At 58.5% G+C, this 25,737-nt stretch carries 21 protein-coding genes and 3 tRNA genes; 12 read left to right on the plus strand and 12 right to left on the minus strand.

Annotation, left to right across the window (positions count from 1 at the left end; translation table 11 throughout):
- Nucleotides 1-80: 80 nt before the first annotated feature.
- Nucleotides 81-998: an agmatinase gene (speB, locus tag FCL40_RS03970; RefSeq protein WP_136851602.1), complete on the minus strand. Its 918-nt coding sequence runs from the start codon at nucleotides 996-998 to the stop codon at nucleotides 81-83.
- A 206-nt stretch (nucleotides 999-1,204) separates the two neighbouring features.
- On the opposite strand from speB, the gene FCL40_RS03975 reads away from it, so the two are divergent.
- Nucleotides 1,205-1,468: a hypothetical protein gene (locus tag FCL40_RS03975; protein ID WP_136851604.1), complete on the plus strand. Its 264-nt coding sequence runs from the start codon at nucleotides 1,205-1,207 to the stop codon at nucleotides 1,466-1,468.
- Here FCL40_RS03975 and FCL40_RS03980 read toward each other — a convergent pair.
- Both FCL40_RS03980 and gloA read right to left on the minus strand, forming a co-directional pair.
- On the minus strand, nucleotides 1,462-2,883 hold the full coding sequence (locus FCL40_RS03980) for a Mur ligase family protein (protein ID WP_136851606.1): 1,422 nt from the start codon (nucleotides 2,881-2,883) through the stop codon (nucleotides 1,462-1,464). The two genes, FCL40_RS03975 and FCL40_RS03980, sit on opposite strands and share 7 nt — an antisense overlap.
- A 32-nt stretch (nucleotides 2,884-2,915) precedes the next feature.
- A complete protein-coding gene (gene gloA / locus FCL40_RS03985) occupies nucleotides 2,916-3,329 on the minus strand; it encodes a lactoylglutathione lyase (protein WP_136851608.1) in 414 nt (137 codons plus the stop codon).
- A gap of 481 nt (nucleotides 3,330-3,810) precedes the next feature.
- Here gloA and uvrY point away from each other — a divergent pair, with 481 nt between their 5' ends.
- From uvrY to FCL40_RS04015, 6 genes are all read left to right on the plus strand, one after another.
- On the plus strand, nucleotides 3,811-4,452 hold the full coding sequence (uvrY, locus tag FCL40_RS03990) for a UvrY/SirA/GacA family response regulator transcription factor (protein ID WP_136851610.1): 642 nt from the start codon (nucleotides 3,811-3,813) through the stop codon (nucleotides 4,450-4,452).
- A gap of 11 nt (nucleotides 4,453-4,463) precedes the next feature.
- The gene (gene uvrC / locus FCL40_RS03995) at nucleotides 4,464-6,302 is read left to right on the plus strand and encodes an excinuclease ABC subunit UvrC (RefSeq protein ID WP_136851612.1); all 1,839 of its coding nucleotides are present in this window, start codon (nucleotides 4,464-4,466) and stop codon (nucleotides 6,300-6,302) included.
- Between the two features lie 51 nt (nucleotides 6,303-6,353).
- Nucleotides 6,354-6,908 carry a CDP-diacylglycerol--glycerol-3-phosphate 3-phosphatidyltransferase gene (pgsA, locus tag FCL40_RS04000; RefSeq protein WP_136851614.1) on the plus strand — a complete coding sequence of 185 codons (555 nt, stop codon included), beginning with the start codon at nucleotides 6,354-6,356 and terminating at the stop codon, nucleotides 6,906-6,908.
- 118 nt (nucleotides 6,909-7,026) lie between these two features.
- Nucleotides 7,027-7,100 (plus strand) — tRNA-Cys (locus FCL40_RS04005).
- Between the two features lie 149 nt (nucleotides 7,101-7,249).
- Nucleotides 7,250-7,336 (plus strand) — tRNA-Leu (locus FCL40_RS04010).
- Nucleotides 7,337-7,493: 157 nt separating this feature from the next.
- Nucleotides 7,494-8,687: an ISL3 family transposase gene (locus FCL40_RS04015; protein WP_407644136.1), complete on the plus strand. Its 1,194-nt coding sequence runs from the start codon at nucleotides 7,494-7,496 to the stop codon at nucleotides 8,685-8,687.
- Nucleotides 8,688-9,164: 477 nt separating this feature from the next.
- Here the strand turns inward: FCL40_RS04015 and FCL40_RS04020 are convergent, their stop codons facing one another.
- Together FCL40_RS04020 and FCL40_RS04025 are read right to left on the minus strand one after the other, a co-directional pair.
- Nucleotides 9,165-10,415, minus strand: a complete 1,251-nt coding sequence (locus tag FCL40_RS04020) for a peptidoglycan-binding domain-containing protein (RefSeq protein ID WP_205729082.1) — start codon at nucleotides 10,413-10,415, stop codon at nucleotides 9,165-9,167.
- Between the two features lie 127 nt (nucleotides 10,416-10,542).
- Nucleotides 10,543-11,307: a helix-turn-helix transcriptional regulator gene (locus tag FCL40_RS04025; RefSeq protein ID WP_136851616.1), complete on the minus strand. Its 765-nt coding sequence runs from the start codon at nucleotides 11,305-11,307 to the stop codon at nucleotides 10,543-10,545.
- Nucleotides 11,308-11,866: 559 nt separating this feature from the next.
- Here FCL40_RS04025 and FCL40_RS04030 point away from each other — a divergent pair.
- From FCL40_RS04030 to FCL40_RS04040, 3 genes are all read left to right on the plus strand, one after another.
- Nucleotides 11,867-12,391: a hypothetical protein gene (locus FCL40_RS04030; RefSeq protein WP_136851618.1), complete on the plus strand. Its 525-nt coding sequence runs from the start codon at nucleotides 11,867-11,869 to the stop codon at nucleotides 12,389-12,391.
- 685 nt (nucleotides 12,392-13,076) lie between these two features.
- Nucleotides 13,077-14,300: a sodium/glutamate symporter gene (gene gltS / locus FCL40_RS04035; RefSeq protein WP_136851620.1), complete on the plus strand. Its 1,224-nt coding sequence runs from the start codon at nucleotides 13,077-13,079 to the stop codon at nucleotides 14,298-14,300.
- Between the two features lie 654 nt (nucleotides 14,301-14,954).
- Nucleotides 14,955-15,467 (plus strand): hypothetical protein, encoded by a 513-nt coding sequence (locus tag FCL40_RS04040; protein ID WP_136851622.1) that lies wholly within the window; start codon nucleotides 14,955-14,957, stop codon nucleotides 15,465-15,467.
- 249 nt (nucleotides 15,468-15,716) lie between these two features.
- Here FCL40_RS04040 and FCL40_RS04045 read toward each other — a convergent pair whose 3' ends face one another.
- From FCL40_RS04045 to norV, 4 genes are read right to left on the minus strand one after another with little or no spacing between them, the layout of a single operon-like run.
- A complete protein-coding gene (locus tag FCL40_RS04045) occupies nucleotides 15,717-16,052 on the minus strand; it encodes a DUF1971 domain-containing protein (RefSeq protein WP_136851624.1) in 336 nt (111 codons plus the stop codon).
- 18 nt (nucleotides 16,053-16,070) lie between these two features.
- Nucleotides 16,071-16,265 (minus strand): hypothetical protein, encoded by a 195-nt coding sequence (locus FCL40_RS04050; protein WP_136851626.1) that lies wholly within the window; start codon nucleotides 16,263-16,265, stop codon nucleotides 16,071-16,073.
- 10 nt (nucleotides 16,266-16,275) lie between these two features.
- Complete coding sequence (norW, locus tag FCL40_RS04055) at nucleotides 16,276-17,418, minus strand: NADH:flavorubredoxin reductase NorW (protein ID WP_136851628.1); 1,143 nt, start codon at nucleotides 17,416-17,418, stop codon at nucleotides 16,276-16,278.
- Entirely contained in the window at nucleotides 17,415-18,893 is a 1,479-nt protein-coding gene (norV, locus tag FCL40_RS04060; RefSeq protein WP_136851630.1) for an anaerobic nitric oxide reductase flavorubredoxin, read from the minus strand. The genes norW and norV overlap by 4 nt, the downstream gene beginning before the upstream one ends.
- 187 nt (nucleotides 18,894-19,080) lie before the next feature.
- Between norV and norR the strand changes: the two genes are divergently transcribed.
- On the plus strand, nucleotides 19,081-20,619 hold the full coding sequence (norR, locus tag FCL40_RS04065; RefSeq protein WP_136851632.1) for a nitric oxide reductase transcriptional regulator NorR: 1,539 nt from the start codon (nucleotides 19,081-19,083) through the stop codon (nucleotides 20,617-20,619).
- Between the two features lie 191 nt (nucleotides 20,620-20,810).
- Here the strand turns inward: norR and FCL40_RS04070 are convergent.
- From FCL40_RS04070 to FCL40_RS04080, 3 genes are all read right to left on the minus strand, one after another.
- Nucleotides 20,811-20,887 (minus strand) — tRNA-Pro (locus FCL40_RS04070).
- 116 nt (nucleotides 20,888-21,003) lie between these two features.
- Entirely contained in the window at nucleotides 21,004-22,536 is a 1,533-nt protein-coding gene (locus tag FCL40_RS04075) for a glutamate synthase-related protein (RefSeq protein WP_136851634.1), read from the minus strand.
- Nucleotides 22,537-22,603: 67 nt separating this feature from the next.
- Entirely contained in the window at nucleotides 22,604-23,611 is a 1,008-nt protein-coding gene (locus FCL40_RS04080; RefSeq protein WP_136851636.1) for a GGDEF domain-containing protein, read from the minus strand.
- 262 nt (nucleotides 23,612-23,873) lie between these two features.
- Here FCL40_RS04080 and FCL40_RS04085 point away from each other — a divergent pair, with 262 nt between their 5' ends.
- Entirely contained in the window at nucleotides 23,874-25,724 is a 1,851-nt protein-coding gene (locus tag FCL40_RS04085; protein WP_136851638.1) for a hypothetical protein, read from the plus strand.
- Nucleotides 25,725-25,737: the final 13 nt, after the last annotated feature.

Below are 25,737 nucleotides of genomic sequence, written 5' to 3' on the forward strand. Positions count from 1 at the left end.
TGACAACCGGGAGGACAGGTCCGCCGGGGCAGCGGTTCAGCAAACCTTAGGGGAGGAGCCTCTCCCCTAAGGGGCTGATCTTACTTGGTGGAGGCCACCAGGTGCAGCATCTCCGTCGCCAGAGTGGCACCGGCCAGGGCGGTGATCTCACTCTGGTCGTAGGCGGGGGCCACTTCTACGAGGTCCATGCCGACAATATTCAGGCCGGCCAGTGCGCGGAAGATCTTCAGCACCCGGTCGGTATTGAGTCCACCGCACACCGGGGTACCGGTGCCCGGGGCAAAGGCCGGGTCCAGGCAGTCGATGTCGAAGGTCAGATAAACCGGCAGGTCGCCGACCCGATTGCGGATCATCTCTGCGATCGCCTTGGGATCCAGGTCGTTGGCTTCATCGGCATGAAGGACCTGGAATGGATGGTCATCGTAGCCGTACTCGGTGCGGATTCCCACCTGGATGCTGTGCGCCGTATCCACTAGCCCCTCCTTGGGGGCATGGTAGAACATGGTGCCGTGGTCGTAACGGCTGCCCATGCTGTAGGTGTCGGTATGGGCGTCGAAGTGAACCAGCGCCAGCTTGCCAAAATGGTTGGCGTGGGCGCGCAACAGGGGCAGGGTAACGAAATGATCCCCGCCAAAGGTCAGCATTCTCTTTCCGGCCTTGAGCAGGCGGGTGGCGTGAGCCTCCAGTCCCTGGACCAGCTGCTCGGCGTCACCGCAGTCGAAGACGAGATCGCCGCAGTCAACCACCTTGATCCTCTCCTCGAGGGCGAAACGCCAGGGGAAGCGCTGATCCTCCCAGGCCAGGTTGACCGAAGCACGGCGCAGGGCGTCAGGGCCGTTGCGGCTGCCTGGGCGTCCGGTGGTGGCCAGATCGAAGGGTACCCCGGTGATCACCCAGTCGGCATCGGACTCGGCGGGGCGGAACTCAAGCGGACGGCGCAAAAAGCCAAAAGCATTGGAATAGAGCGAATAATCTTTCTTATCGGCAAGTGTTGCCATACAGACCTCAAATGTCACCGCAGTGACGGACTGGTTAGGAATTTCAGGGCTATTGTCCACACACTCATGGTTGTTGTCATCTGATATCGCCGGCCGGGGTGAAGATTTTTATCGATGGAGAAACTCTGCTCAATCACCTTTCCCGTATCTTGGTGCGGACAGAAATCGGGGTAGACTGGTGCAGGCAAACAAGGCGGAGAGACAGCATGGCTCATCAGTGGTCCCTGGAGTGGCAGGGAAGCACCATCAAAGTCAGTTCTACCTGGGCGGCCGGGAGTCGCCTCTATGTGGATGATGCCCTGCAGGACAGAAACGGGGCGCTGTTTGGCCTTCCTGCCTGTCAGCGATTGGTGGGCCGCGTCGCGGACGCCGGGATAGAAGCGGAGATCACCTATCAGCTGTTTTGGCCGTCGGTGGTGATCCGCATCGATGGGCAAGAGGTGTTCAGGCGCTCTTCCCGGGGCTACTGAGTCGTCAGCCAGCTTGCTACCACCTGATCGTCTCCTGGATAGGGCGCCGGGCAACTCTTATCCGCACTCAGGTACTGGTACCGCTCCTCCCCCTTGCCACACAGGAGCAGGGTATCGCCGGGCTTGAGTCGGGAGAGGGCGATGCCGATCGCCTCGGCTCGGTCCTCAACCCTGAGGGCGTGTGCCTGGGGGTCCATGGCGTCCAGCAAGGTGGCAAGGGGGACGCCAAGGGGGTTGTCAGCGGTGAAATAGCAGTGATCCGACAGTGTCAGTGCCGCCCGCCCCAGGTTGGATGCTTCCTCGAGCCGGTCCCCGGTCACCCCAAGCAGGGTATGAATCTCCCCCTCACAGCCGCGCCTGGCCTGACCGATCAGGGTGATCAGGCTGGACGGGTTGTGGGCATAGTCGATCACCACGCAGCGTTTCTGGCTCAGAGTGACGCAATGGGAGCGGCCAGGCACAGGCGACAACTTGCCGAGACGGGACAGCAGCCGGGGCAGGGGGTGACCCAGGCTCACACCCGCCCCCAGCATCGCCAACGCGTTGTCGACGTTGAACTCGAAGGGCAGGGGAAGCCGGCACCAGTGGCTTTGGCCGCGGTAGTGCAGGCGAAACTCGCTGCCAGTCAACCAACTGCGAACCCCCTCGGCATACAGGTCGGCCCGGGGATCCTGCCGGCTGTAGGTCAGGGCCGGGCCCCGATGGCGGCAGCGGTCAAGTACCATGTTGGCGCTGGGGTCATCCAGGTTGACCACGGCCCGCCCATTCGGCTTCAGTCTGTCCAGCAGCCTGAGTTTGGCCTGAATGTAGTTGTCGCGATTGCCGTGGAAGTCGAGATGGTCTTCGGTGATATTGGTGAACACCGTACAGTCGAAGGCGATATGATCCACCCGGTCCTGGGCCAGGGCGTGACTGGACACCTCCATTACGTGGTGCGTCAGCCCCAGGCGCTTCAGGGTGTCAAACCGGGACAGCAGGGTCAGGGCATCGGGGGTGGTATTGATGCCCGGGGTCAGAAACTGCTGATAAAGGCTGCCCAGGGTGCCGGTATAGCAACTGGGCGCGATCTCATCCAGCAACTGATAGAGACCGAAGGCCACGGTGGTCTTGCCGTTGGTGCCGGTGACGCCAACCTGGCTGAGATGATCCCCAGGGTAGTCCAGGTAGCGATTGATCAGTGCCAGGGTGTCGGCAAAGCCCGATGTGACGACGCAGGGGACCGGCAGAGTCAGTTCCCTGTTGGCGATCACCAGGCCGGCTCCGGCTTCAACGGCGTTCCGGGCGAACTGGTGGCTGTCGATTTCCAGGCCCTGACGGCAGACGAAGGCATCATTGGGCTCAATGGCCCGGCTGTCCAGTCTAAAGGCACCGGGGTTGCAGCGCTCTAACTGGCGCAGACGGGGGTCGTGATTCATCGGAAAGGGCCCGGTCGACCGGGCCAAATAAATTAGTTGTCCAGGCCAGCGGAGGCTTGACTCATCTGAATGAGTTCGATCATGTAGCCATCGGGATCGCGCACGAAGGCGATGTGGGTATTGCCGCCCAGTACCGGGCCGGGTTCCCGGGTGACCTCACCTCCGGCCGCCTTGATCTTGTCGCAGGCGCTGTAGATGTCTTCAAAACCCAGGGCCAGGTGGCCGAACGCGTTGCCCATCTCGTACTCTTCGACGCCCCAGTTATAGGTCAGTTCAACGACGGCGTGACCCTCTCTCTCTTCGCCAAATCCGACAAAGGCCAAGGTGTACTTGTACTCCTCGTTGACCGATTGGCGCAGCAGGGTCATGCCCAGGACCTCAGTGTAGAACTTGATGGAGCGATCCAGGTCACCAACCCGGATCATGGTGTGCAGCATCTGCGGCATGGTGCGTTCCTCATTATTCGTTTTCAGCCAAGTTTAATGTTAAACGCGCCGGGAATCGACCACAGAAGAGGGTGGGGTGGGATCGACAGCACACAAACAGAGCGAGTGGTTGCCGGGTAGGGGAAGCCGCCATCTCCCTCCGGCCTGGCTCCGCCGCAGTAAGCCATTGGCCATGGTGAAGGTGCGATATTGCCACCGGCGCCGCCGCCGGGCTCAAAAGGGAATTCCATTGTCAACATTCCCTGATAAGCTGGCTTTATTCAGGCATAACGCGGAGTGCCTGAAAACCCGGGAGGGATAAGGGTGGCAACAGTACGCCGTTTGAATATTTATTTGCCATAAATCAGTGTGTTACTCGGAAACAAATGCGTACAGCCTCCGGCTGTCAGGTCTGAGTATTTGCTTGATTACGGCCTACAATGCAGTATTATCGAAAGGTTGTTATAGACTGCGAATATCGTTTGCATGAAGGGGATGGAGTTTGATCCATATCTATCTAGTTGATGACCACGCACTGGTCCGTACCGGGATCCGTCGAATTCTGGACGATGAGCGTGGCATCAAGGTGGTCGGTGAGGCGGAAGACGGGGAGGTTGCCGTAAACTGGTGCCGAAAGAACCACGCTGACGTCATTCTCATGGACATGAATATGCCCGGCATCGGCGGCCTGGAAGCGACCCGCAAGATACTGCGTTTTAATCCGGACGCCAAGATCATCGTTCTGACCATCCACACCGAGGAGCCGTTCCCCACCAAGGTGATGCAGGCCGGTGCCGCCGGTTACCTGACCAAGAACGCACCGCCCGCCGAGATGGTGCAGGCGATTCGCCAGGTGGCCTGTGGTCAGCGTTACCTGTCGCCGCAGATCGCCCAGCAGATGGCGTTGAACAAGTTTAAGACCGAGGACAACCCCTTCGATGACCTGTCGGAGCGTGAGTTGCAGATCATGATGATGATCACCTCAGGTCAGAAGGTGAGCGACATCTCCGACAGCCTCAACCTGAGCCCCAAGACGGTGAACAGTTACCGTTACCGGCTGTTTCAGAAGCTCAACATCGGCGGAGACGTGGAGCTGACCCGCCTGGCCATTCGCTATGGTATGCTGGACGCAGAGAAACTCTGAATACCAGCTCAATGTCCGACACACAATTTGATTCCAGGGCCTTCCTGAAGGCGGTCACCTCCCAACCCGGCGTTTATCGGATGTATGATGCGCCGGGCGGGACCGTCATCTATGTTGGCAAGGCCAAAAATCTCAAGAAGCGTCTCAGCTCCTATTTCCGAACTCAACTCCCCGACGCCAAGACCCAGGCCCTGGTGGCGCAGATTGGCCATATCGAAGTGACGGTGACCCACACCGAAACCGAGGCATTGATCCTGGAGCACGACTACATCAAGTTGTATATGCCCAGGTACAACGTCCTGCTGCGCGATGACAAGTCCTACCCCTATATCTTCCTATCGGATCATCGTCACCCCAAGCTGGGATTCCATCGGGGCCCGCGTCGCGCCAAGGGGCGTTACTTCGGCCCCTTCCCCAACGGCGGTGCCGTTCGCGATAGCCTGCACCTGATGCAGAAGCTGTTTCCGATCCGCCAGTGTGAGGACAGCTACTACAGGGCCCGGTCGCGGCCCTGCCTGCAGTATCAGCTGAAGCGTTGCAGTGCCCCCTGCGTGGGTAAGATAGACGACCAGGAGTACGCCGAGCAGGTGAAGATGGCGACCCTGTTTCTCCAGGGCAAGAACCTGCAGGTGATTGAGCAACTGGTCAAGTGGATGGAGCGGGCCAGTGCCGAGCTGAAGTTCGAGAAGGCGGCGCTGTACCGGGACCAGATCCAGGCGATGCGCACCGTCCAGGAGCAGCAGGGGGTGCACGGCAGCCTGGGGGCGATGGACATTCTCGGGGTGTCGGTGGACAAGGGGATGGCCTGTTGCCACATGTTGTTTATTCGGGAGGGCAAGATCCTCGGCAGCCGCAGCTACTTCCCGAAACTGCCGTCGGATACCGGAAGAGAGGAACTGCTTGCCTCCTTCCTGATGCAGTTCTATCTGGGCGGCGGCGAGGAGCGCCAGGTCCCCGCTGAGATTATCCTGCCCCATGAACTGGCCGATGTCGAGGTGTTGCAGCAAGCAATAGCGCAGCGCTGTGGTCACAAGGTGCGCCTCAAGCACTCGGTGCGCAGTGACCGTGCCCAGTTCCAGAGGCTGGCGGCCACCAATGCCGCCACGGCCCTGGCCAGCCGGGTGGCCCACAAGTCCACCATTGCCGATCGCTACCGGCTGTTGAACGAGGTCCTGGAGTTGACCCACCCCATAACCCGGATGGAGTGCTTCGACATCAGCCACACCATGGGCGAGCGAACCGTTGCCAGCTGCGTAGTGTTTGACGGCGAGGGGCCGGCCAAGAAGGAGTATCGCCGCTACAAGATCGACGGCATCACCCCCGGGGATGATTACGCGGCGATGGCTCAGGCGCTCAAGCGCCGCTTCGAGAAGGTTACCGATAGGGCCAACCTGCCCACCATCCTGTTTATTGATGGCGGCCGTGGCCAGCTAACCCAGGCGGAAACGATCCTGGAGGAGACCCTGAGCCCCAAGGGGATAGCGCCGCCCCTGGTGATCGGTGTGGCCAAGGGGGAGGGACGTAAACCCGGCCTGGAAACCTTGTTTGTCGGCTTTACCCGCGAGGTGATCGATCTGCCTGCCGACTCGCCGGCGCTGCACCTGATCCAGCATATTCGTGACGAGGCCCACCGCTTCGCCATCAGCGGCCACCGGGCGGCCAGGGGTAAGGCGAGATCCCAGTCCACCCTGGAGCAGATCCCGGGCATCGGCACCAAGCGGCGTCAGGCGCTGCTGAAATATCTGGGGGGAATGCAGGAGCTCAAGCGCGCCAGTGTCGAGGAAATAGGCAAAGTGCCAGGAATTAGCGCAGAACTGGCACAAAAGATTCGTGATGCGTTGCGCGATTGATCGGTTTTCGGCATGATTGACGGCTGAAGTGGGCCGGCTAGGGCGTTTGTTTTGACCTTGAATATTCCAAATATACTCACACTGTTACGGCTCATACTGATCCCGTTTTTCCTGGTTTTTTACTATCTCCCCTGGCAATACGCCTACATGACGGCGGCGGGGATCTTCGTCCTGGCTTCCTTCACCGATGCGTTGGATGGCTATCTGGCGCGCAGGCTGAATCAGACTACCCCCTTTGGCGCCTTCCTGGATCCTGTGGTGGACAAGGTGATGGTGGCCAGTGCCCTGGTGGTGCTGGTGCAGAGCTATGAAGGCTCCATCTGGATGACCATCGCCGCGATCATCATGATCGGCAGAGAAATTGTCATTTCGGCCCTGAGGGAGTGGATGGCCGAGCTGGGCAAGCGCTCCAGTGTGGCGGTCTCCTGGATCGGAAAGTTTAAGACTGCGGCCCAGATGATGGCGATCACCGGCCTGATCACCCATTACAATGAGTGGGTGATCAACGTGTCCATGGTGATGCTGTACGTGGCTACGGCACTGACCCTGTGGTCAATGCTGGTGTACCTGAAAGCCGCCTGGAAGGACCTGGTTGCCCACGGATAACTCGGCCGGCTTGGGTTTTGGGTAAATTGCCAGCACTTAACCTCATAAGGCTCAAAAGGTTATTGACCGATCTGGGGGTTTAAGTAGAATACACAGCGTTCCGAAACAGGGAACAACTGGCGCGTTGGCAGAGTGGCTATGCAGCGGATTGCAAATCCGTGGACCTCGGTTCGACTCCGGGACGCGCCTCCACTTTTTCGTAAAGACCTGATAAAGGCCTTTACAGAGGCGGTATCCGGAATGGCAATCCGTGGACGTAGATTCATGGACTTCCAATCGACGTCCGGGACGCGCCTCCACTTTCGGGACTAGAGACGGCCCAAGCCGTCTGTATCTCCCTTGCCCTGGTGGTGAAATTGGTAGACACAAGGGATTTAAAATCCCTCGCTGGTAACAGCGTGCCGGTTCAAGTCCGGCCCGGGGCACCATATACTCTCAGCACGTTTCGTGCTCTAAAGCTCAATTTCCTCAGGGGGTTGGGCTTTTTTATGGTTCTTCGCACATTAGCGGGAACTAGATACGAAAACGGCTGGAAAGGTTATTGTGTAGTCGCCAAACAAACACCATAACCACCAGCCGTTCTCAATGCCGAAGCTTACCTTGCCTATCTCACCGTGGGAAGGGTTTTCCCCCACTCACACCGAGCTCCACCACGATACTCTTACCATCCATTTAACCCCCACGAGCTCTGGTCGATGCCGCTGTGGCCAAGTCGTTAGTCAGATTCATGATGTCACTCCCCGCACGATTCAGGAGCGTGAGGTTTTCGGTTACCAGACTTTGCTGTCTCTGCCGCTGCGCCGACTACGCTGTTCTGATTGTGGCGTGGTCACTGAACGCCTCTCCTGGCTGGAGCCCCATGCTCGCCAGACCAACCGGCTTATCCAGTACGTCGAGCGACTGCTTAAATTGATGCCCATCAAACACGTTAATGAGATGACCGGTTTGCACTGGCACACCCTTAAACGCCTGGATAAACGGCGCCTGACCCGGGAGGTCACCGAGCCAGACTGGAGTCAGGTAAGGCGTCTGGTCATGGACGAGTTCGCCCTGTTCAAGGGCCACCGCTATGCCACTGTTATCGCCGATGCCGACACCCACCAGGTGCTGTGGGTCGGTGAGGGCCGCAGCCGAGAGGCGATACGGCCGTTCTTCCTGAAGTTGGGGGAGCACTGCCAGCACATCGAAGCGGTAGCCATGGACATGAATACTGCCTTCGACCTGGAGGTGGCGATGCATTGCCCCAATGCCGAGGTGGTGTATGACCTGTTCCATGTGGTGGCCAAATATGGCCGGGAAGTGGTGGAACGGGTGCGGGTGGACCGAGCCAACGAGTTGAGGCAGGACAAACCGGCGAGAAGAAGGGTGAAGCGAGGTCGGTGGGTGCTGCTGAAGAACCGGGAGAAGATGACCGACAGGCAGCATGCCTATCTGGAGGAGTTGCTGGCCGAAAACCGGTCACTGATGGTTGTGTACTTGATGCGGGAGCAACTGAAGGAGCTGTGGTATGCCGACAGTCCCGATGATGCTCTGAGCCAGTGGCGATTATGGTGGCAGCAGGTCATGGAGAGTGGCATCGAACCGCTTATCCGCTTCGCCAAGAAGCTCAAACCCTACCTCAAAGGCATCCTCGCCTCGGCTACCTACCGGCTGCATACCTGCAAGCTCGAGGGAATGAACAACAAGATAAAGGTCATCAAACGCATGGCTTACGGATACCGGGACAGCAATTACTTCTTCTTGAAGATAAAAGCCGCTTTTCCTGGTAATGCGCGATGAACCTTTTTTATTGGCTTGTCACAATGTTTTAGACAGGCAATGAACACCTTGTGGTGTTGGAGAGATGGCCGAAACCTGTTGGTGATATGTTCAGGTCGGTGTCGTCCGAATCCTTGGGACTGACGGGAGGAGGGGAGGTGCCCCGGTGACAGTCGGGAGCGCGGAGTCGATGACTCCAGGCCAAGATGTGAAAGTGCTTAGGATCGATTTCGTTTCAGGTCGCTCACCCGGCCGGTAAACTGGGTGAATGTCCTTAGAAGGATTTCGCAGTGGCCAGTGGAGTCGCCATGCACAGGCGGCGCAGAATGGTTCTAGTGCGCCTTTGGAAGAAAGCTGATTGGGCGATAGGTGAGCTGTAGACGATTTCGACAGGGCGCCGTTAAACGTTAAAAAAGAAAAGCCGCTTGGAACGGCTTTCCCATTTTTCACACCCGGTTTCCAAGGGGGGAAATCCACCCGACTGGGAATTTGTGTTCGTCAATAGCAACGGCTCATCACCTGCGCTTTCTGGTTTTGCATCGCCTGCGAATTGATCTTGGTGTTCGATGCTTGCAACCGGGACAGTTCCTCCGCCTGGCATCGACAAATGGCGCTGCCATCTTTCCCCTGCCTGATCACCATTTGGGCATATGCATTCGCTTTCAGATTTTCCATACAGGAGGCGTATTCAGCCTGGTAGGCCGTATCCTGCTTATAACATCGAGGCGCCCAGTCGGTCTCGTAAAAGTCGCTATCATAATATGAAGGTTGGTTATAGTAGTGCTCACTGACCATACGGTTTGCGCGGCGATAGCTGCGGTATTCGTTCGCTTTACACTCACAATCGTATACCTTACTGGAGGATTGGGAACGGCACTGCGACAGTACAGCCTGAACTTCTTGCTCGATTTGACTATCCGACAGTTTCTTCTTAAATCTATTCATACATAATTCGTTTTGCTTAGTACAATAGTTGCTCTGCGATACACTGATGCATTTCATAGCTGCAACATTGCATTCGGCTTCTGAATTTGCTGTTGAAAATTCGCCTTCAACAGTTGTCATTTGATGAATCTGTTTGGGTTTGTAAATTGGCCTATCTTTGTCCGGTGGCGATTTAGGAACTTGAAGTGCACGCGTTATTTCCATGAGCACGCGAGGACTGGGCAACCCCGATACCGGTAGGCCAGAATCTTGCTCAAATTGTTTGATCGCTTGAGAGGTATTCTGTCCCATTACGCCATCGGGCGGTCCCGGGTCATAGCCTAGACTTTGCAACTGTTGTTGGATCCGCTTGATCTGGTAAGGTGCCAGGCTATTTCCGGCAGCAGGCGTCTCTATCTGCATAATTGGTTCCGAAGGATCGTGCCCATATTGCTCCTGTTCTGCCGAAATACTGTCCTGCTGACTATTTTTGTTTGCCTCCTCAAGAAGTTTTCGCTGCTCCTCTTGGAGCATCTCTTTGGCCGTACTCTTCAATATGTCGTTCCAGCTTTCAGCCTGGGCCGCAACGGGCACTAGAATCAGGACCGCTAGCATAATGAGTGTGCTGGCTGCTTTGAGAGTTGGATGATGCTCGCCTGCAGGCGATGTCTGCTCAGGAACTCTGCCATCCGGAACCAGTGCCATATTCCACTCTGTTGCATCTCGCCATGGAGAGGTCACCGCTTCATCCAATGGTGCGGTTGAGTTGTTGGCCGCAACTCCTTTTGGAAGCCTTGCTACGCGAGTTTCGATCTTGGGTTTCATGGTAGTGTCCTATCCTGAACGAGTTCCGTAGTGAACACAGGCAGGCCAGTTCCATTGGTGAGCCATATGGAAGTTGATACAAAAACACTATTATGTGAATGCTAGTACCGGCTACGGAGTCGTGGTACTACCGGGAACGGTAGGGGCTCTGGACCAGTTCTGGCACGATTATTCCAAGCCGGATTGATTTGGTGATGGCATAGCTTCGGCCTCTGGCGTTCAGCTTTGAGAATATACTCTTCCAGTGAAAGCGGATGGTATTGACGGTAATGCCCAGGATGATTGCAATTTCCGGATCTGTCTTTCCCTCTGCTCCCCAATAGAGCACGTCCTTCTCTCTGTTAGTCACAAAGGGAGCGTTATTCACTTTCTTCATTACCATAGCGCGATATGTTTCATGAAAGTAGGTGGCCAACAGGTATGCCTTTGCCAGAAAGTCATAGTCCTTCGGTTCCTGGTATGAATCATTACGTGCTATGCCGATACCGACAACTTCACCGGGTTCGCCTTGAAGAGAAAAGGCAATTCCTGAATTGAGCCCGGACTCTGCGGCCTGATTCATCAACAGCTTGGATTTGGGGGACAAGTTGGGATCGGCGACTAGATCACCCCAGAAGAAGGGGGTCTTGGATGTCAGCACTTTTTGTACGACCGGGTCGACGCTTATATAGTTATGGTCGTTATAGTAGCTCATCCAGTCTTCGGGGTAACTGGTCACAAGGCCATGTTGTTTCGGAAGGCCCAGAGATGGGTGGTCAGTGACCAGGCTATAGGTAATCCGGTCATAGCCGCTTTCGGCCAGGATAGCGCAAAAGTACGAAAACGCCTCTTCGGGCGTCTTGGCAGAGTTGATCAGTTCGATACAGAGTTCAAGCTCATTGATATGTGGCATATCAGTTTGTATCCACAAGTAGAGATCTCTGTAGAAAGCGACAGCTTAACTTGCACCTTTGACATAGCCGTCACGGCGCTGTTTGTACAGTTTAGCCAAACGCCTCATTTTGACGATTTCCCATTCTCCTCCAGGTTGTGAGGGCAACCCACGACCGTGCCGGACCTGGGCTTTGGCATGGAAGGTGCGGCGCCAGTGTTCTTTCATGACGTCGCGTCGGAGCCGACACATCGGCGGACGACTCCCTTCCTCTTCAAAGAATGTCTTGTGGGACTGCAACCAAATGAAACGGGGCAGGGAGCTCAAAAGAGTGACATGCCCTCACCGGTAACGGCGTGCCGGTTCAAGTCCGATCCGGGACACCAGTTACCTTCAGCGCGTTTCGTACTCTAGAGCCTGATCTCTGCCAGGGGTTGGGCTTGTTCGTTTGGCTGCGTGTCGTCGGCCGTTTACCCAGGCCGCTGTCACCATCGGACCGGTTGCAGATTAAAGTGATCCCGGGGGCAAGGTCGCTATCTATCTAGAGTGCTATTGCCTAACTATCTGGAGGATACAGAGAATGCCCTCAAGCTTCGGGCGGTGGCTGCAAGCTGTCCTGGCGATCTTCGCGTTGGCTGCCGGCCTGTATGCGCTCGTTTTTTTCCAGCAAGAGCGGGAAGCGCCCCCTCAATGGTGTAACGACCAGGGGTGCCTGTCGGTTGAATGGGCCGAGGTGGCGGACAGAATTGTCGACAATGACCTCTATCTCCAGGCGGCAGAACCGGATCATCTCCTCACCCTGTTCCTGATGGACCTCGGCTCCCTGCAGCACCAGCGGGGTGCGGTGTTTCAATTCCTGATGCTCACCCTGGACAAGGATCGCCGCTTTGCCGCCATCGCATCGGCGATGGTCATCAGCCGCCATGACTCCCACTTGAGTCTCGAACAGGTGGGAAGACTGAGGCGAGAGGCGGTCGCTTTCTGGCGCGGATACCCAGGAGACGGATTCTGGCTGTCGATGCTGACTGGCGTTGCCCCCAGGGAGAACTGGACCCCCGCCCAGCACGCCAGCTGGGCACGATTGCATCAGAATCCCGGTGAATAAGTTGTGCGGCGCCCCGAATTTGCTGCTCAAACGGGAGTGTCCTGTAGGAATCCCAGAGCGTATTGGTAAAAAAACACGGAAAGCTGGTTAAATGCTAACCGGTTGGGCCGAAGGCAAACAGGATCTGTTAGCTGAGTCGGGTTTTTTCCGCCACTCGCCGCTTTATCAACCCGGCAGCAACAGCCCGTTCACCTGCTGGCGGCGCTTATTGGGGGCGGCACGAGAAAAGCGGCAGGTATCATGCTGTATATAAAGATAAATTTCCTGTTTTGCTGGGTTTTTTGCGGGGCGCTGGTCAGTTCTGCCCCGGTGGTGCAATCGTTCTCTGGACGCATCAATTTCAGCAGCGAACTGGTATCGGTTCGTTAGCAACTGTTTGGCATTGGCTCAAAATGCCGATTGGGCGCAACATGTCCAACAAGCCGGAAGCCCCTCGCTTAAGGCATTTTCAGTCATTTGGCAAGATAGTCCTTCCAATGCCCAGACGGTAAAATTGCCGTCATGATTGAAATAAATCTCCACCTTTTCTATGGCGGTTTTGGTTAGCCACACAAGCTGATCGCCTCTTTGGGGACCTGTCATCCCTTCGACTCCAATCAGTACATCCCCGTTGAGGGCGCCGATACCAACCGGCCCCGAGGGTAAGGCTGTTGGGCAGTTCCAAATAAACTAAAAAGATGAACTCATGAACTCAGTGATTGTAATCAACGAACTGGAATCTCTGATGATCGCCATCGTGGTGCTATTCCTCGGCTACTTTATCAATGGCCGGGTGGAGGTGCTGCGACGCTATAACATTCCGGAGCCCATCGTGGGTGGCCTGATCGTGGCCGGTATCATTGCCCTGCTTCATCGCTGGGGCATGGACTTTCAGTTCAGCCTGGCGGTCAAGAGCACCTTGATGAAGATGTTCTTTGCCACGGTCGGACTGGCGGCCAGCTTTAAACTCCTGGCGCAGGGAGGCTCCAGAGTTTTCCTGTTCCTGGGCCTGGCCACGGTGTTCATTCTGATTCAGAACGGCGTCGGTGTGGGGCTGAGCTCGTTACTTGGGCTGGATCCCCTGCTCGGACTGGTGGTGGGATCCATAACCCTGTCCGGCGGACACGGTACCGGTGCGGCCTGGGCCCAGACCTTTGCCAGTGAGTTTGGCCTCCAGACCCTGGAGCTGTCCATGGCGTCTGCCACCTTTGGTCTGGTGATGGGCGGCATTATCGGTGGCCCGGTGGCTCAAAGGCTCATCCGCAAACACGCGCTCAAATCCTCCTTCGGTGAGGGCGAGAACCACCACATCGAACACCCGGATCTGGTGACCTACAGCGACCATGAACAGGACAGAATCACCTCGAAAAACAGCATTGAGGTGTTGTTCATACTGTTGCTTTGTGTGGCCAGTGCCGCCCATATCAAGGCCTATGTGGATGGTTTCGGCATCGATTGGCTGCGCATCCCTGACTTCGTCTACGCACTGTTCGTCGGTGTGGTGATCACCAACCTGTGTGAAGGCACCGGCATCTACAAGATTAACAATGAGACCGTCGACGCCTTAGGCACTATCTCCCTGTCGCTGTTCCTGGCGATGGCTCTGATGAGTCTCAAACTGTGGGAGTTGCTGGATCTGGCTCTTCCGATGCTGGTGATCCTCTGTGCCCAGACGGTCATTCTGGCGATGTTTGCCTACTTCGTGACTTTCAGGGTGATGGGGGCCAACTATGATGCGGCGATCATCTCCGGCGGCCACTGTGGATTTGGTATGGGGGCCACGCCCACGGCGGTGATGAACATGGGGTCGCTGGTGTCTCATCATGGCCCCTCGCCCCAGGCGTTTATGGTGGTGCCGGTGGTAGGAGCCTTCTTTATCGACATTACCAACCTGATCGTGTTGCAGACCTACGTCAGCTTGATTCGCTGACCTCTCCCCACGTTGATAAGCCGGCACTGCGCTGGCTTTTCTGTTGATTGTGACCGGCCGCCCGGCCGCCGGGAGGGTGTCACCTTGTCCGTTTGCGGATGTCGTCGCGACAGGTGGTTCAACCGAGCCTCTAATCGTGTTACCGGTCCGCCATTTGGAAAAGGAGACGTAGGGCCCACCCCTTCGCTGGCCGATCAGGGTAAACAGCCGGCCGGAGCACTGGAGAACCTGTTAAGCGATATTCAACTGGACTGGGCCTGATCCACTGATTAGCGCCGTACTCAGGAGACCGCCCAACCTGCCTCTGCCCATCAGGGAGTGTCGGTTTATCCTGCACGATGCTGCGCGCCCGGAGCAGTGTGCCGAACGGTTGGTGAATAATGCGCTCAGGTGCTGTGCCTGAATATCTGCTGAAAGGCGACTAATACCATAAGGAATATGAACTCCGGCCGTTAACTATTTATGGCTTAGGTGATGAATTGTTTCGGCTGCTGAAAAGGGCACTGTTAACCTGTAATAATCAATGCTGGGTTTGTTGTTCTACTTTTATTCTGTCCCTCTCTGACTTGATGTGGCGACCTGTTGTGCTATAGTGAATTCTTGGCTGCCCGTTCAGGACTCTCTGGAGTCATGCAGAAAATGAGGGTGCAATAGATGAAGAACTTTTGTGAAAAGTCTCTAACCTATATTCATTTCATGGCGGCAATAACTTTAATTTTTATTGCGCTTATCACAATCCTTTGGTCTACCTACGAGATAGTAGAGGGAGTTTTCTTAAGTGACAGAGGGCAGTTCATCCCTGTTGTGCTTCAGTCTGTCGGAGCGATCATTATTGCTGCCGCAATCATTGACGTGGCACAGTATATGGTTGAAGAAGATGTCTTCCAAGAAAAGGAGCTTAGGAACCCTGAGGAAGCGAGAAAGACGATCACCAAGATTATGGTAATAATCTCGATTGCCGTAAGTATTGAAGGGCTGGTTTACATATTTAAAGCAGGTACCGAAAATTTGGAGATGTTGATTTATCCCGCGTCACTGATCTTCGTCTCCTCTCTCTCTATCGTCGCTTTGGGCATTTACCAGAAACTCAGTGTCAGCATTGAAAGGACAACAGGTTCCAACGCGGTCCTAGAAGCCGATGATGAAGAGAGTAATAAAAGTCGTTGATGCTTACTGCTCACTATTCGAAGCCATAACACCACAAGTTGAAACTTGAAACGGGTTTCTATTTCTGACGGCGTCCATTTGGCCGGCAATCCTCTGTTCAATTCGCAATGACTCACTTTAGTTGGTCTACCTGAGGCTATCCAAAGGCCCGGCAAAGAGGCGAAAGCCAGGAATCCTGGGCAGGAACCTGGCTTTAACTATCGCCTGACTCAGAGGCCCTGGTGAGCGCACCTTACCGGGCGCTCAGGTTCAACGGGCACTAAACAGCGGTTGATCACCCTTGTCTTGCTCAGACCAGAAGTGAATATTGAACTGGGCGTCCCCGGACAGCTCGATACGATGCCAGTATTGCGGCGGACTGGTGGCAAAGCTACCCGCCGGAATCACCACCTTGATTTCGTGCTCGGCGGCGTCTTTGTCCGGGAAGCCGAAGTAGGTGACTTCCCCCTCCATGACGCACAGTTGGCCGAAGACCCCTTCGGCGGTGTTGTGATGGGTCAGCAGGGCTGAGGGCACGTTGTCTTTGGTGAAGAACGGGGTAGAGCGTTGAATGGTCCAGTGTGCCGGGATGCGCAGATGGCTCATGATCAATACCTCTTTAAGTCAGTTGGGGTGTGCCCCTAGGCACAGTTCACATTCAAAGCAGACCTTACCAAGCTCATGGCCGGGCAGATCCAGGGCGGTGGCAAGGCGTTTCGGCACCAGGAGGCGATAGCCTCTGTTTAGCCACGTCAGCAGCGTGACCAGGGCGGCCGCCGATTCCTGCAACAACGGGCGGCCACCGGCGTAACCGGTCATGGGACACTCCTCATTCGACGGGCAGCTGTCTTAGCAGCGGGAAAGCGTTTTTCATATGCAGATCGGTGGTGACGAAGCCAATGAGGCGCTGCTCGCCGTCGAAGGCACTGGCGGTCATACCGTCGGCGTCTACCTTGACCTCCCACCGAGCGTCGGGCCTGCTGGTGTCCCCGGCCAGTTGTATGGGCAGGCGGGGGGTTTTCACCTTCACCAGAGTGACCGTCTGAGCCACCTCACAGGGGTGTCCTAACAGGGTTTTGGCCAAGGCATTGGCGGCCAGCAGGGTCGGCTGCAGATAGGGCTGCAACTGACCGTCGCGCTCCGCGCAGTCACCCAGGGCAAATACTCCGGAGGCGCTGGTGCGAAGCTGGTTGTCGACCACAATGCCCTGGTTGACCATCAGTCCGGCCTGGCGGGCCAACTGCACGTTGGGCCGCAGGCCAATGGCCGCCACTACGGCATCGACGCTGTGCTGATGGCCATTGGCAAAGCTCATTAAGTAGCCCTGGTCCTGAAGTTCCGCGCCCTGCACCTGGGTGGCCAGCTCCAACTGCACCGGCAGGGTGTCCATACAGGTGTAGAGCCGACTGGCGACGAACTCCGGCAGCAACCGGGGCAGCAGTTGCGGAGCCATGTCGGTCAGCACCACCCGCTTATTGGCGCTGGCCAGGTCCATCGCCAGCTCGGTGCCAATCAGGCCAGCACCAATCACCAGCACCGAGCGGGCATCGGCCAGGCGCCTTTGGTGCAGCTGGTACTCCTCAAGGCTGTTGAGGGTGAGGATGTCGCTGGCCGCCATGCCACCGATGGGCGGCACCATGGCGCGGGCGCCGGTGGCCAGCACCAGTTGGCCGTATCTTAGGGTCTGGTCGCCCAGCCTCAGCCTGTGCTGGGTCGGATCGATGTGCTCGACGGTCTGCCGCGTCAGCAGGGTGATCCGCTGTTGCTCGGCAAACTCGGCTCCGGTCATTTTCACCAGGTCGGCGGCACTCTGGCCCCGGCTGATCACATGGCTGAGATCCGGTTTGTTGTAGTCATGGCCGTCATCGGCGGTGACCACGGTGATCGGCTGGGTCGCGTCGATCTTGCGCAGCGCCTTAACCAGTTGATAGGCGGCAAAGCCGCTGCCGATGATAACGATGGGGGCGTTCATGCTGCGTCCTCCTGTTGGGCGATGGGTTCGAACACCCCCTTTCCCAGGCCGCACTCGGGGCAGAGAAAGGTGTCGGGGACCTGGTCCCAGGCAGTGCCGGGTTCCACCCCCTGGCTGGGCTCGCCCTGGGCCGGGTCATAGACCCACTGGCACAGGGTGCAGAGCATGGCGCCGCCTTGATCCCCGGCGAGGCGTGCTGCCACTTTATCCACGCAGGTGCCGGGCAGGGCAGGCGGGGCCGACAAGGCTTGGTCAGCCGTTTTTGCCTCGGCCAGCGGATGCAGGGCCCACTGTCGAGCGACCTGACGGCCATGTTCGCGGCAGGCCAGCATCGCCCGGCTGTCCGGCTTCCACTTGACCTTCAGGCTGGCCAGGGTGTCGAAGCCGGCGTCGCTAAGGCGGGCATGGATGCGATCCACGGCGCCGCCATTCCAACCGAAACTGCCGAAGGCCCCGGCTTTCTTGCCCTTGAAACGCAACCCGGTGATCTCCTCCAGCATGCCGGCTACCTTGGGCATCATCACGTTGTTCATGGTGGAGGAGCCCACCAGCACGCCTTTGGAGCGGAACAGGTTGGCCAGGATTTCGTTCTTGTCCTGGCGGGAGACGTTGAACACCTTAACGGCAACGCCGGGATCAACGTCGTGAATCCCCTGGGCGATGGCGTCTGCCATCATGCGGGTGTTGCCGGACATGGTGTCGTAAAAGATGGTGATGCGGTCCTCCTGGTAATCGTTGGCCCACTCCAGGTACTTTTCGATGATCTGCACCGGGTTGTCGCGCCAGACGATACCGTGGGAGGTGGCGATCATCTCCACCGGCAGGTTCAGGCTCAGCACCTCCTTGATCTTGGCGGTTACCAGGGCACTGAAAGGGGTGAGGATATTGGAGTAGTAGCGCAGGCACTGCTCATAGAGCTCGGCCTGATCCACCTCGTCGTTGAACAGCCGCTCGTCGCAGTAGTGCTGACCGAAGGCGTCGTTGGAGAACAGCACCGCGTCGCCGGTCATGTAGGTCATCATGCTGTCGGGCCAGTGCAGCATGGGTGCCTCCACAAAGACCAGTTGCTTGCCGTTGCCCAGATCCAGGCTGTCCCCGGTCTTCACCGGCTGGAAGTTCCAGTCCGGTCGGTGGTGGTGGCCGGTGATGGAATCGATGGCGTTTTCGGTGCAGTAGATGGGGGTGCCGGGGATCTTCTCCAGCAGGGCAGCCAGGGCTCCGGCGTGGTCCTCCTCGGCGTGGTTGATGACGATGGCATCGAGCTGGCTCAGTTCCACCTCCATCGCCAGGTTCTGGACAAACTCCTGGCTGAAGCGGTGATCGACCGTATCGATCAGTATCGTCTTCTGTTCCCGGATCAGGTAGCTGTTGTAGCTGGTCCCCTTCGTCATCCGGTATTCGGTGCCGTGAAAGTCTTGTACCTCCCAGTCCCGTTGCCCGACCCAGTGGATGTTGTTCTTTACGTGGATTGCCATGAAGCCGTACCTCAATATCGGTTAAATCATTCCAAAAACTGATTTACCTACTACAGTATTCATGCCAACGTTTAGGTGATTGTTTTTTTAGGATTTATTTGTGGCGATGGTGTCATTCTGACAGCTGCGCTATACTGTCAAAATGACAATTAAATGTCTTTTTGACATAGATTACCCAGGAGCGTCGATGGGATTAGCGATAAATGACTTTGCCAGCCTGGCGCTGGATCTCACTTCGGGAGTGTCGGCCCAGGACCGTTTCGACAGGCTGCTGACCACGGTGCGTACCCTGCTGGATTGTGACGCTTCGGCACTGCTGGTGTTTCGCGGCGATCAGTTCACCCCCCTGGCCATCAACGGTCTGGCCACGGAGGTGCTGGGGCGTCGCTTCGTAGTGGCCGAGCACCCCAGGTTGGAAGCCATCGCCCGGGCGGGGGACGTGGTGCGGTTTCCCGCCGACAGCGATCTGCCGGACCCCTACGATGGGCTGATCCCCAGCCATGACGATACCTTGAAGGTGCACGCCTGTGTGGGCTTGCCACTGGTGGCCAACCAGCGCCTGATCGGTGCCCTCACCATTGACGACTTCAATCCGCGCCAGTTTGACCGGTTCAGCGACGCCGACCTGCGCACCGTGTCGGCACTGGCGGCGGCCAGCCTGAACAACGCCCTGTTGATGGAGAAGCTTGAGCAGCTCAGTGGCCAGCTGGGTGTCAGCCTGCCGGGCGCCGATGGTCCACCGCACCAGAGTGGGGAGATCATCGGTCAGTCGCCGGCGATGCTGGCGCTGAAACGAGAGATTGAAGTGGTGGCCAAGACCGACCTCACTGCCCTGGTGTTGGGCCAGACCGGTACAGGCAAGGAGCTGGTGGCCGAGGCGATCCACGGTGCCTCCCTGCGCGCCGGAAAGCCGCTTATCTACCTCAACTGTGCCGCCCTGCCGGAGTCCGTTGCCGAGAGCGAGCTGTTCGGTCATGTGAAAGGCGCTTTTACCGGGGCCATCAGTCACCGCCAGGGAAAGTTCGAGTTGGCAGATGGCGGCACGCTGTTCCTGGACGAAGTGGGAGAGCTGTCGCTGGGGTTGCAGGCCAAGTTGCTGCGGGTGTTGCAGTATGGTGATCTGCAGCGGGTAGGCAGCGACAAGGCGATCAAGGTGGACGTACGAATCATCGCCGCCACCAATCGCGACCTGCGCCAGGAGGTGCTGGACAAGCGTTTCCGGGCCGATCTCTACCACAGGCTGAGCGTGTTCCCCTTGCAGGTGCCGCCGCTGGAGCAACGCGGCGACGACCTGTTGCTGCTGGCCGGTTTCTTTCTGGAGCGGTGGCGCAGCAAGCTGGGACTCAGCAGCCTGAGGCTGGATGAGGCATCGCGCCGGTTGTTGATGGGCGCCGCCTGGCCCGGCAATGTACGGGAGTTGGAGCACTGCCTGCACCGTGCCACGGTTCTGGCGCGGGCCGAGAGCCCGACCGCCGAGGTGGTGATCCACCCCCGCCACCTTGATCGCGGGCCGACCACCGATCCGCAAGCGGGTGTGCCGGCCCCGGTCTCGTTACCCGGCGCAGATCCTGGCCTGGGCTTTCGTCAGGCCACCGAGCAGTTCCAGCAACGGCTGATACGCCAAACCCTGGAGGCCAATGGTGGCAACTGGGCCGCCAGCGCCCGCGACCTGGGGCTGGACACCGGCAACCTGCATCGCCTGGCCAAGCGGTTGGGGATGAAGTAACGGTCAGTGCGAATGGAATATGATACGAAAATTGAAAGGCAGCTACGCTTGGACGTTACGAAGTCATCTGCAGGAGGCTGCATCATGGCGATAGCTGACACTCTAGTCTTTTGTGGAAATTGAAATCGTAAGGTCAGGTTGGGGGAAATGATGCGTGTTGGGGAAGAAAAGGATAGGACAGCAGAGGAAAATGGTCGGTGTGAGAGGATTCGAACCTCCGACCCCTTCCTCCCGAAGGAAGTGCGCTACCAGGCTGCGCCACACACCGATGTAACATTTTGTCCAGCCAGGGTATTTTAGCCTTAACGCCCCCGCTGTCAAACGCTGCGGAATCGTTCGAGCAAAAAAGCGCCAAACCCTGGGTGCTCGGCCGCTGATATAGAATCAATCCCTCCCTTCCAGGTCGACACCGGCGTAATTGACGCCGGTCAGTTCGGCCACCTCCCGTTTCCAACTGCACAGATCGTCCGGCTCAAACTCCGCCAGGCTGTGGTGGCCGCAGGCCCGCGCCATCATCTGCATCAGTTGGGTGGAGGCGGTGAGGAAGCGGGCCAGCCACTGGGCACCGTCATCCACATCCAGCCGCTGGCGCAGCTTGGGATCCTGGGTGGCGATGCCGGCGGGGCAGAGGTTGGTGTTGCACATACGGGCGCCGATGCAGCCCACCGCCTGGATGGCGGAGTTGGCCAGGGCCACGGCGTCGGCGCCCAAGGCCAGGGCCTTGATGAAGTCCGGGGCGGTGCGCAGGCCGCCGGTGATGATCAATGACACGTCACTGGCCCCGCACTGGTCCAGGTAGCGACGGGCGCGGGGCAGGGCGGCCAGGGTGGGCACCGAGATGTGGTCACGAAACAGGGCCGGGGCGGCGCCGGTGCCGCCGCCCCGGCCGTCGAGGATCAGGTAGTCGGCCCCGGCCGCCAGGGCAAACTCGATGTCCGCCTCAATGTGGTTGGCGGAGAGCTTAAAGCCAACGGGAATGCCGCCGGTGATGTTGCGGATGCGCTCGGCAAAGTCGGCGAACTGGCTGGCGCTGCGCAATCTCTCGAAGCAGGCCGGTGAGATGGCGTCTTCACCCGCTTTCAGCCCGCGAACCTCGGCGATCTTGTCCGTGACCTTGATGGCGGGCAGGTGGCCTCCGATGCCGGTCTTGGCGGCCTGGCCCCCCTTGAAATGGAATGCCTGCGCCAGCCTGACTTTCTCTTCGCTGTAGCCGAATTGGGCCGAGGCCATCTCGTACAGGTAGCGGCTGTTCGCCGCCTGCTCCTCGGGCAGCATTCCCCCTTCGCCGGAGCAGATCCCCGTCCCCACCTGTTCGGCCCCCTGGGCCAGGGCTACCTTGGCTTCCTGGGAGAGGGCGCCGAAGCTCATGTCGCTGACCAGCAGGGGGATCGACAGGATCAGCGGTTTCTCCGCCCGGGGGCCGATGACGGTCTCGGTGTTCACCTCGGTGTGCTCCGCCAGGGGCGTGGTGGCCAGTTGAGCGGTAAGGATCTGCAGATCGTCCCATTGGGGCAGCCGGGATCTCGGCACCCCCATGGCCACCATTTCGCCATGGCTGCCGGAGAGACCCTCCCGGGCCAGCTTGTGGATCTCCTCCACATGGGGCTCCTCTGGGGTGGCTCTGGCTTCCGGTCCGTGGGGCTGGTTCAGGTGCAGTGGACGGCCAATCTTGGTGGCGTCGAGCCTGGTGTGGCTGCCGTCGCAATAGGGCTTGTTACCGGACTGTTTGCACTGGCAGAGGAAGGCATCCTGATCCAGCTCCGGGGTAAAGGCGGTGGGGGTAAGGCCGGTGCCGCGGTGGGAGCCATCGCAAAAGGGCTGGTTGGCGGATCGCCCACAGGCGCAGAACAGGTACTGTTTCCCCTTTTCCAGACTGACTTTCTTCGGTTTGATGTCTGCGACTATGGGCTTGGTCATCCGCGGCTCTCCTTAACCAGGTTGAACCCTTAGACAACTAGGACAGTATCCGCGGATTGGCAAGGATTCAGCTGGCCAGCATCACCCGATTGCGACCAAGGTGTTTGGCTTGGTACAGGTGGCTGTCGGCGCGGTTCAGCAACTTCTGCAGCTCTTCGTCCTTGACCACCAGGGTGACCCCAATGCTGATGGACAGACGGATGAGCTGGCCCTGATGCAGGAAGCCGTGGTGCTCAAACCCCTGGCGCAGTCGCTCCGCCTCGGCCAGGGCGTGCTCCTCGGTGTCGCAGTTGAGCAGGATGCAGAACTCCTCACCGCCGGTACGAAACACCTGTCCCGTGTCGCGACACACCCTGCGCATCAACTCGCCACTCTGACGCAGCATCTCGTCGCCGGCATCATGCCCATAGCGGTCGTTGATCTGCTTAAAGTGGTCCAGGTCTGCCACCAGCATGGCAAAGGGGCGCCCCTGGTCAACCAGCTGTGTGCGCCGCAATTGAAAGCAGCGGGACAGGGCGTGGCGGTTGTAGCAGCCGGTCAGTGCGTCTCTGAGCGCCATCTGCGACAGCATCTCGGCGCTGCGTTCTCGGTTGGCCTCGTAAACGTGGGCCAGGATCCAGATGCACAGGTAGGTCAGTGTCAGGTTGATGATCACCAGAGAGAGGGGCAGGGTGTTGCTGGGGTGTCCCACCAGGGTGATCAGCGCCGCGGTCAGGGTCAGGGCGGTGGCCACCGCGCCCTGGCGTTGGCCGAGAATCACATAGTGCACCAGTGGAAAGAACAGGAACCAGGCGAAGATCGCTTCGGAAACCGGTTTGGACAGCATCGCTACCACAGTAAGCAGTACGCAGCATGTCAGATAGATAAACGGCCCTGGTCCAAGCTCCCGGTGAGTGCGGCTGTACTGGAACAGCAGGAAGGAGCTTGCGGAGAAGGCGAACTCCACGGCGGCCAACACGGGGTGGCTGCTAATATACAGGTTGACTAAAGCGGTGGAGAATGTCGCCAGCATCAGCGCCAGACACAGGCCCTGAAAGACCCGCCGTCGTGCCGTGTCCGTGTGAACCAAATCCATGGTGACTCCTGTTCGACCTCAGGCTCCTTGAGGTGTTTCCCATGCTCTTACAAACGGCGTTCAAAAACAATGAGATTGGCCCCATATCCTGGCCGGGTAAGAAAAGTATCGCCCCGCCGCCACTGATCCGACCTTTATTCGGAAAGTTGGGTCCATGTCATGCAGTTTAGAATAAATTGATTTGAATCAGGTGTTTGTATGTGGTTTTATGAACCCCATCGAAAATAGCCTCACACAGGTGCATCAGGCACCGGAGAAAACCGTGTTACCCGCTGATCCCCACCTTTCTGCACTCCCCTTTATTGTCGGTGTGTCCGGGCACCGAGATCTGGCTCCCGAACGGGAGGTTGAGGTTAAGGGCCACATCAGGGAGGCGTTGACCTATTGGCTTGGACAGCTCGATCCCGTTACCCCGCTGTGGGTGATGACCGGCCTGGCCGCCGGAGCCGATACCTGGGTGGCCGAGGTGGCCCTGGAGATGAAACGGAGCCTCGGAGGCGAGCGGATTCGGGTCAAGGCCTGCCTGCCGATGCCCTTGGCATGCTACCGACGAGACTTTTCCGGGCTGGACTATGATCCCCAGGCGGAGCAGCGCCTGGATGCCCTGGTGGAGACCCTCACCCAGCAGGGGGAGGAGATCCTGGTGGTGCCCAGTCACCTGCCTGACGAGGTGCAGGCCAGAGCCTTGGAAGACGCCGATTACGGACCGGAGCGAAATACCCTCTATCTGAACCAGAGCCTGTTCGTGGCCAAGTACGCCAATGTGCTGTTGGCGCTGTGGGACGGACAACCGTCCCGGGGCGCCGGGGGCACCGGCGACGCGGTGGCCTACAAGTTGGGCCAGCCACCTCAGTGGCCACTGGGTCAGGCCAACCCGGCCCTGGCGCCGGTGTCGCAGTTCGATGGCCAGATGGGGGGATTGGTGCACCGGTTGCCGGTATCCAGGCTGGGTGGGGCCGAGCCGCTTACGCCCGAGTTCTGCCCCTTTGATGGCCAGGGCCTGAAGGGGAGCCGGGCCGGCCCCGGTCAGCTGTGGGCCAGCCAGTGTGATACCGAGATGGGGGAGGGCTCCACCGCCCAGTTTCTGTCCGGGGAGTTTGTCCGTCTGCTGGCGGACCTGAACCAGTTCAACGCGCTGTCCCTGCCGACGGAGAGTGATCCCTATCCGGCCGCCGGCCTGGAGCAGACTCAGCCGGTCTTCCTGCGCGCCGACGCCATTGCCCTGGAACGTCAGTCCGGATACCGGCGCACGGTGCAGCGGTTCTTCCTCTCGGCGCTGCTGGTGCTCACCCTGTATGAGATCGCCTCCAACTACCTAAACGGCGACACCGGGGCCTGGATCTTCGCCGGGATGCTGGGCGGCCTGCTCTACTGTGCGTTGCTGGTCAAGCACGCGGCCCGCCGGGAGTTGAAATGGAAATACCAGCTGGCCAGGGGGATTGCCGAGGGGATGCGCATCCGCGGCTTTTTGAACCTGTCGGCGGTGGCGCCCACCGCGGCACCGCTGATCCCCAGGCGCTTCAGACAACATCTGCCGCTGCTCAACCACGCCATCGCCCTCGCCGAGCTGGATTGGTGGCGCGCGGCCCCCGGCTTTTGTGCCGAGACGGTTCGCAGCAGGTGGATCCAGGATCAGCGCAACTTCCTCAGTGCCAGGCTGAGTCGGCAGCGAGTGAGCGCGCTCAGCTGGCGCGAGCGCTTCTATAAGCGCCCCCTGTATGCGGCTGAACTGTGCCAAAGGTGGGCCAAGGGACTGTTTAACGGCAGCATCGTCTTCGCCCTGGCGCTGTTCATGGTGGTGGCGCTGCAGTACGGCCTGGGTAACCCGGTGTTTGCCGACAGCAAGGACTACCTGATGCTGGGGCTGCAGTACAGCCTGATGACTGCCGGTGCCATTGCCTTGTGGAGTGAGCTGGCGGGCTATGAAACCACCGCCGAGGGCTATCGCAGCATGGAGCAGCTCTATCTGCGGGCGGATGGCCTGCTCAGCGGCGAGATGACGCCGGCCAAAGAGGTGATGCTGACCGAGCTGGCCCGTGAGGCGATGTTCGAGCATGTCACCTGGCATAACGCCGAAGCGGAAAACGATTTGAAACAGAAGCAACAACCTTAAGATGGATAAACAG

This window comes from Ferrimonas sediminicola, assembly GCF_005116715.1.
GTDB lineage: Bacteria > Pseudomonadota > Gammaproteobacteria > Enterobacterales > Shewanellaceae > Ferrimonas > Ferrimonas sediminicola.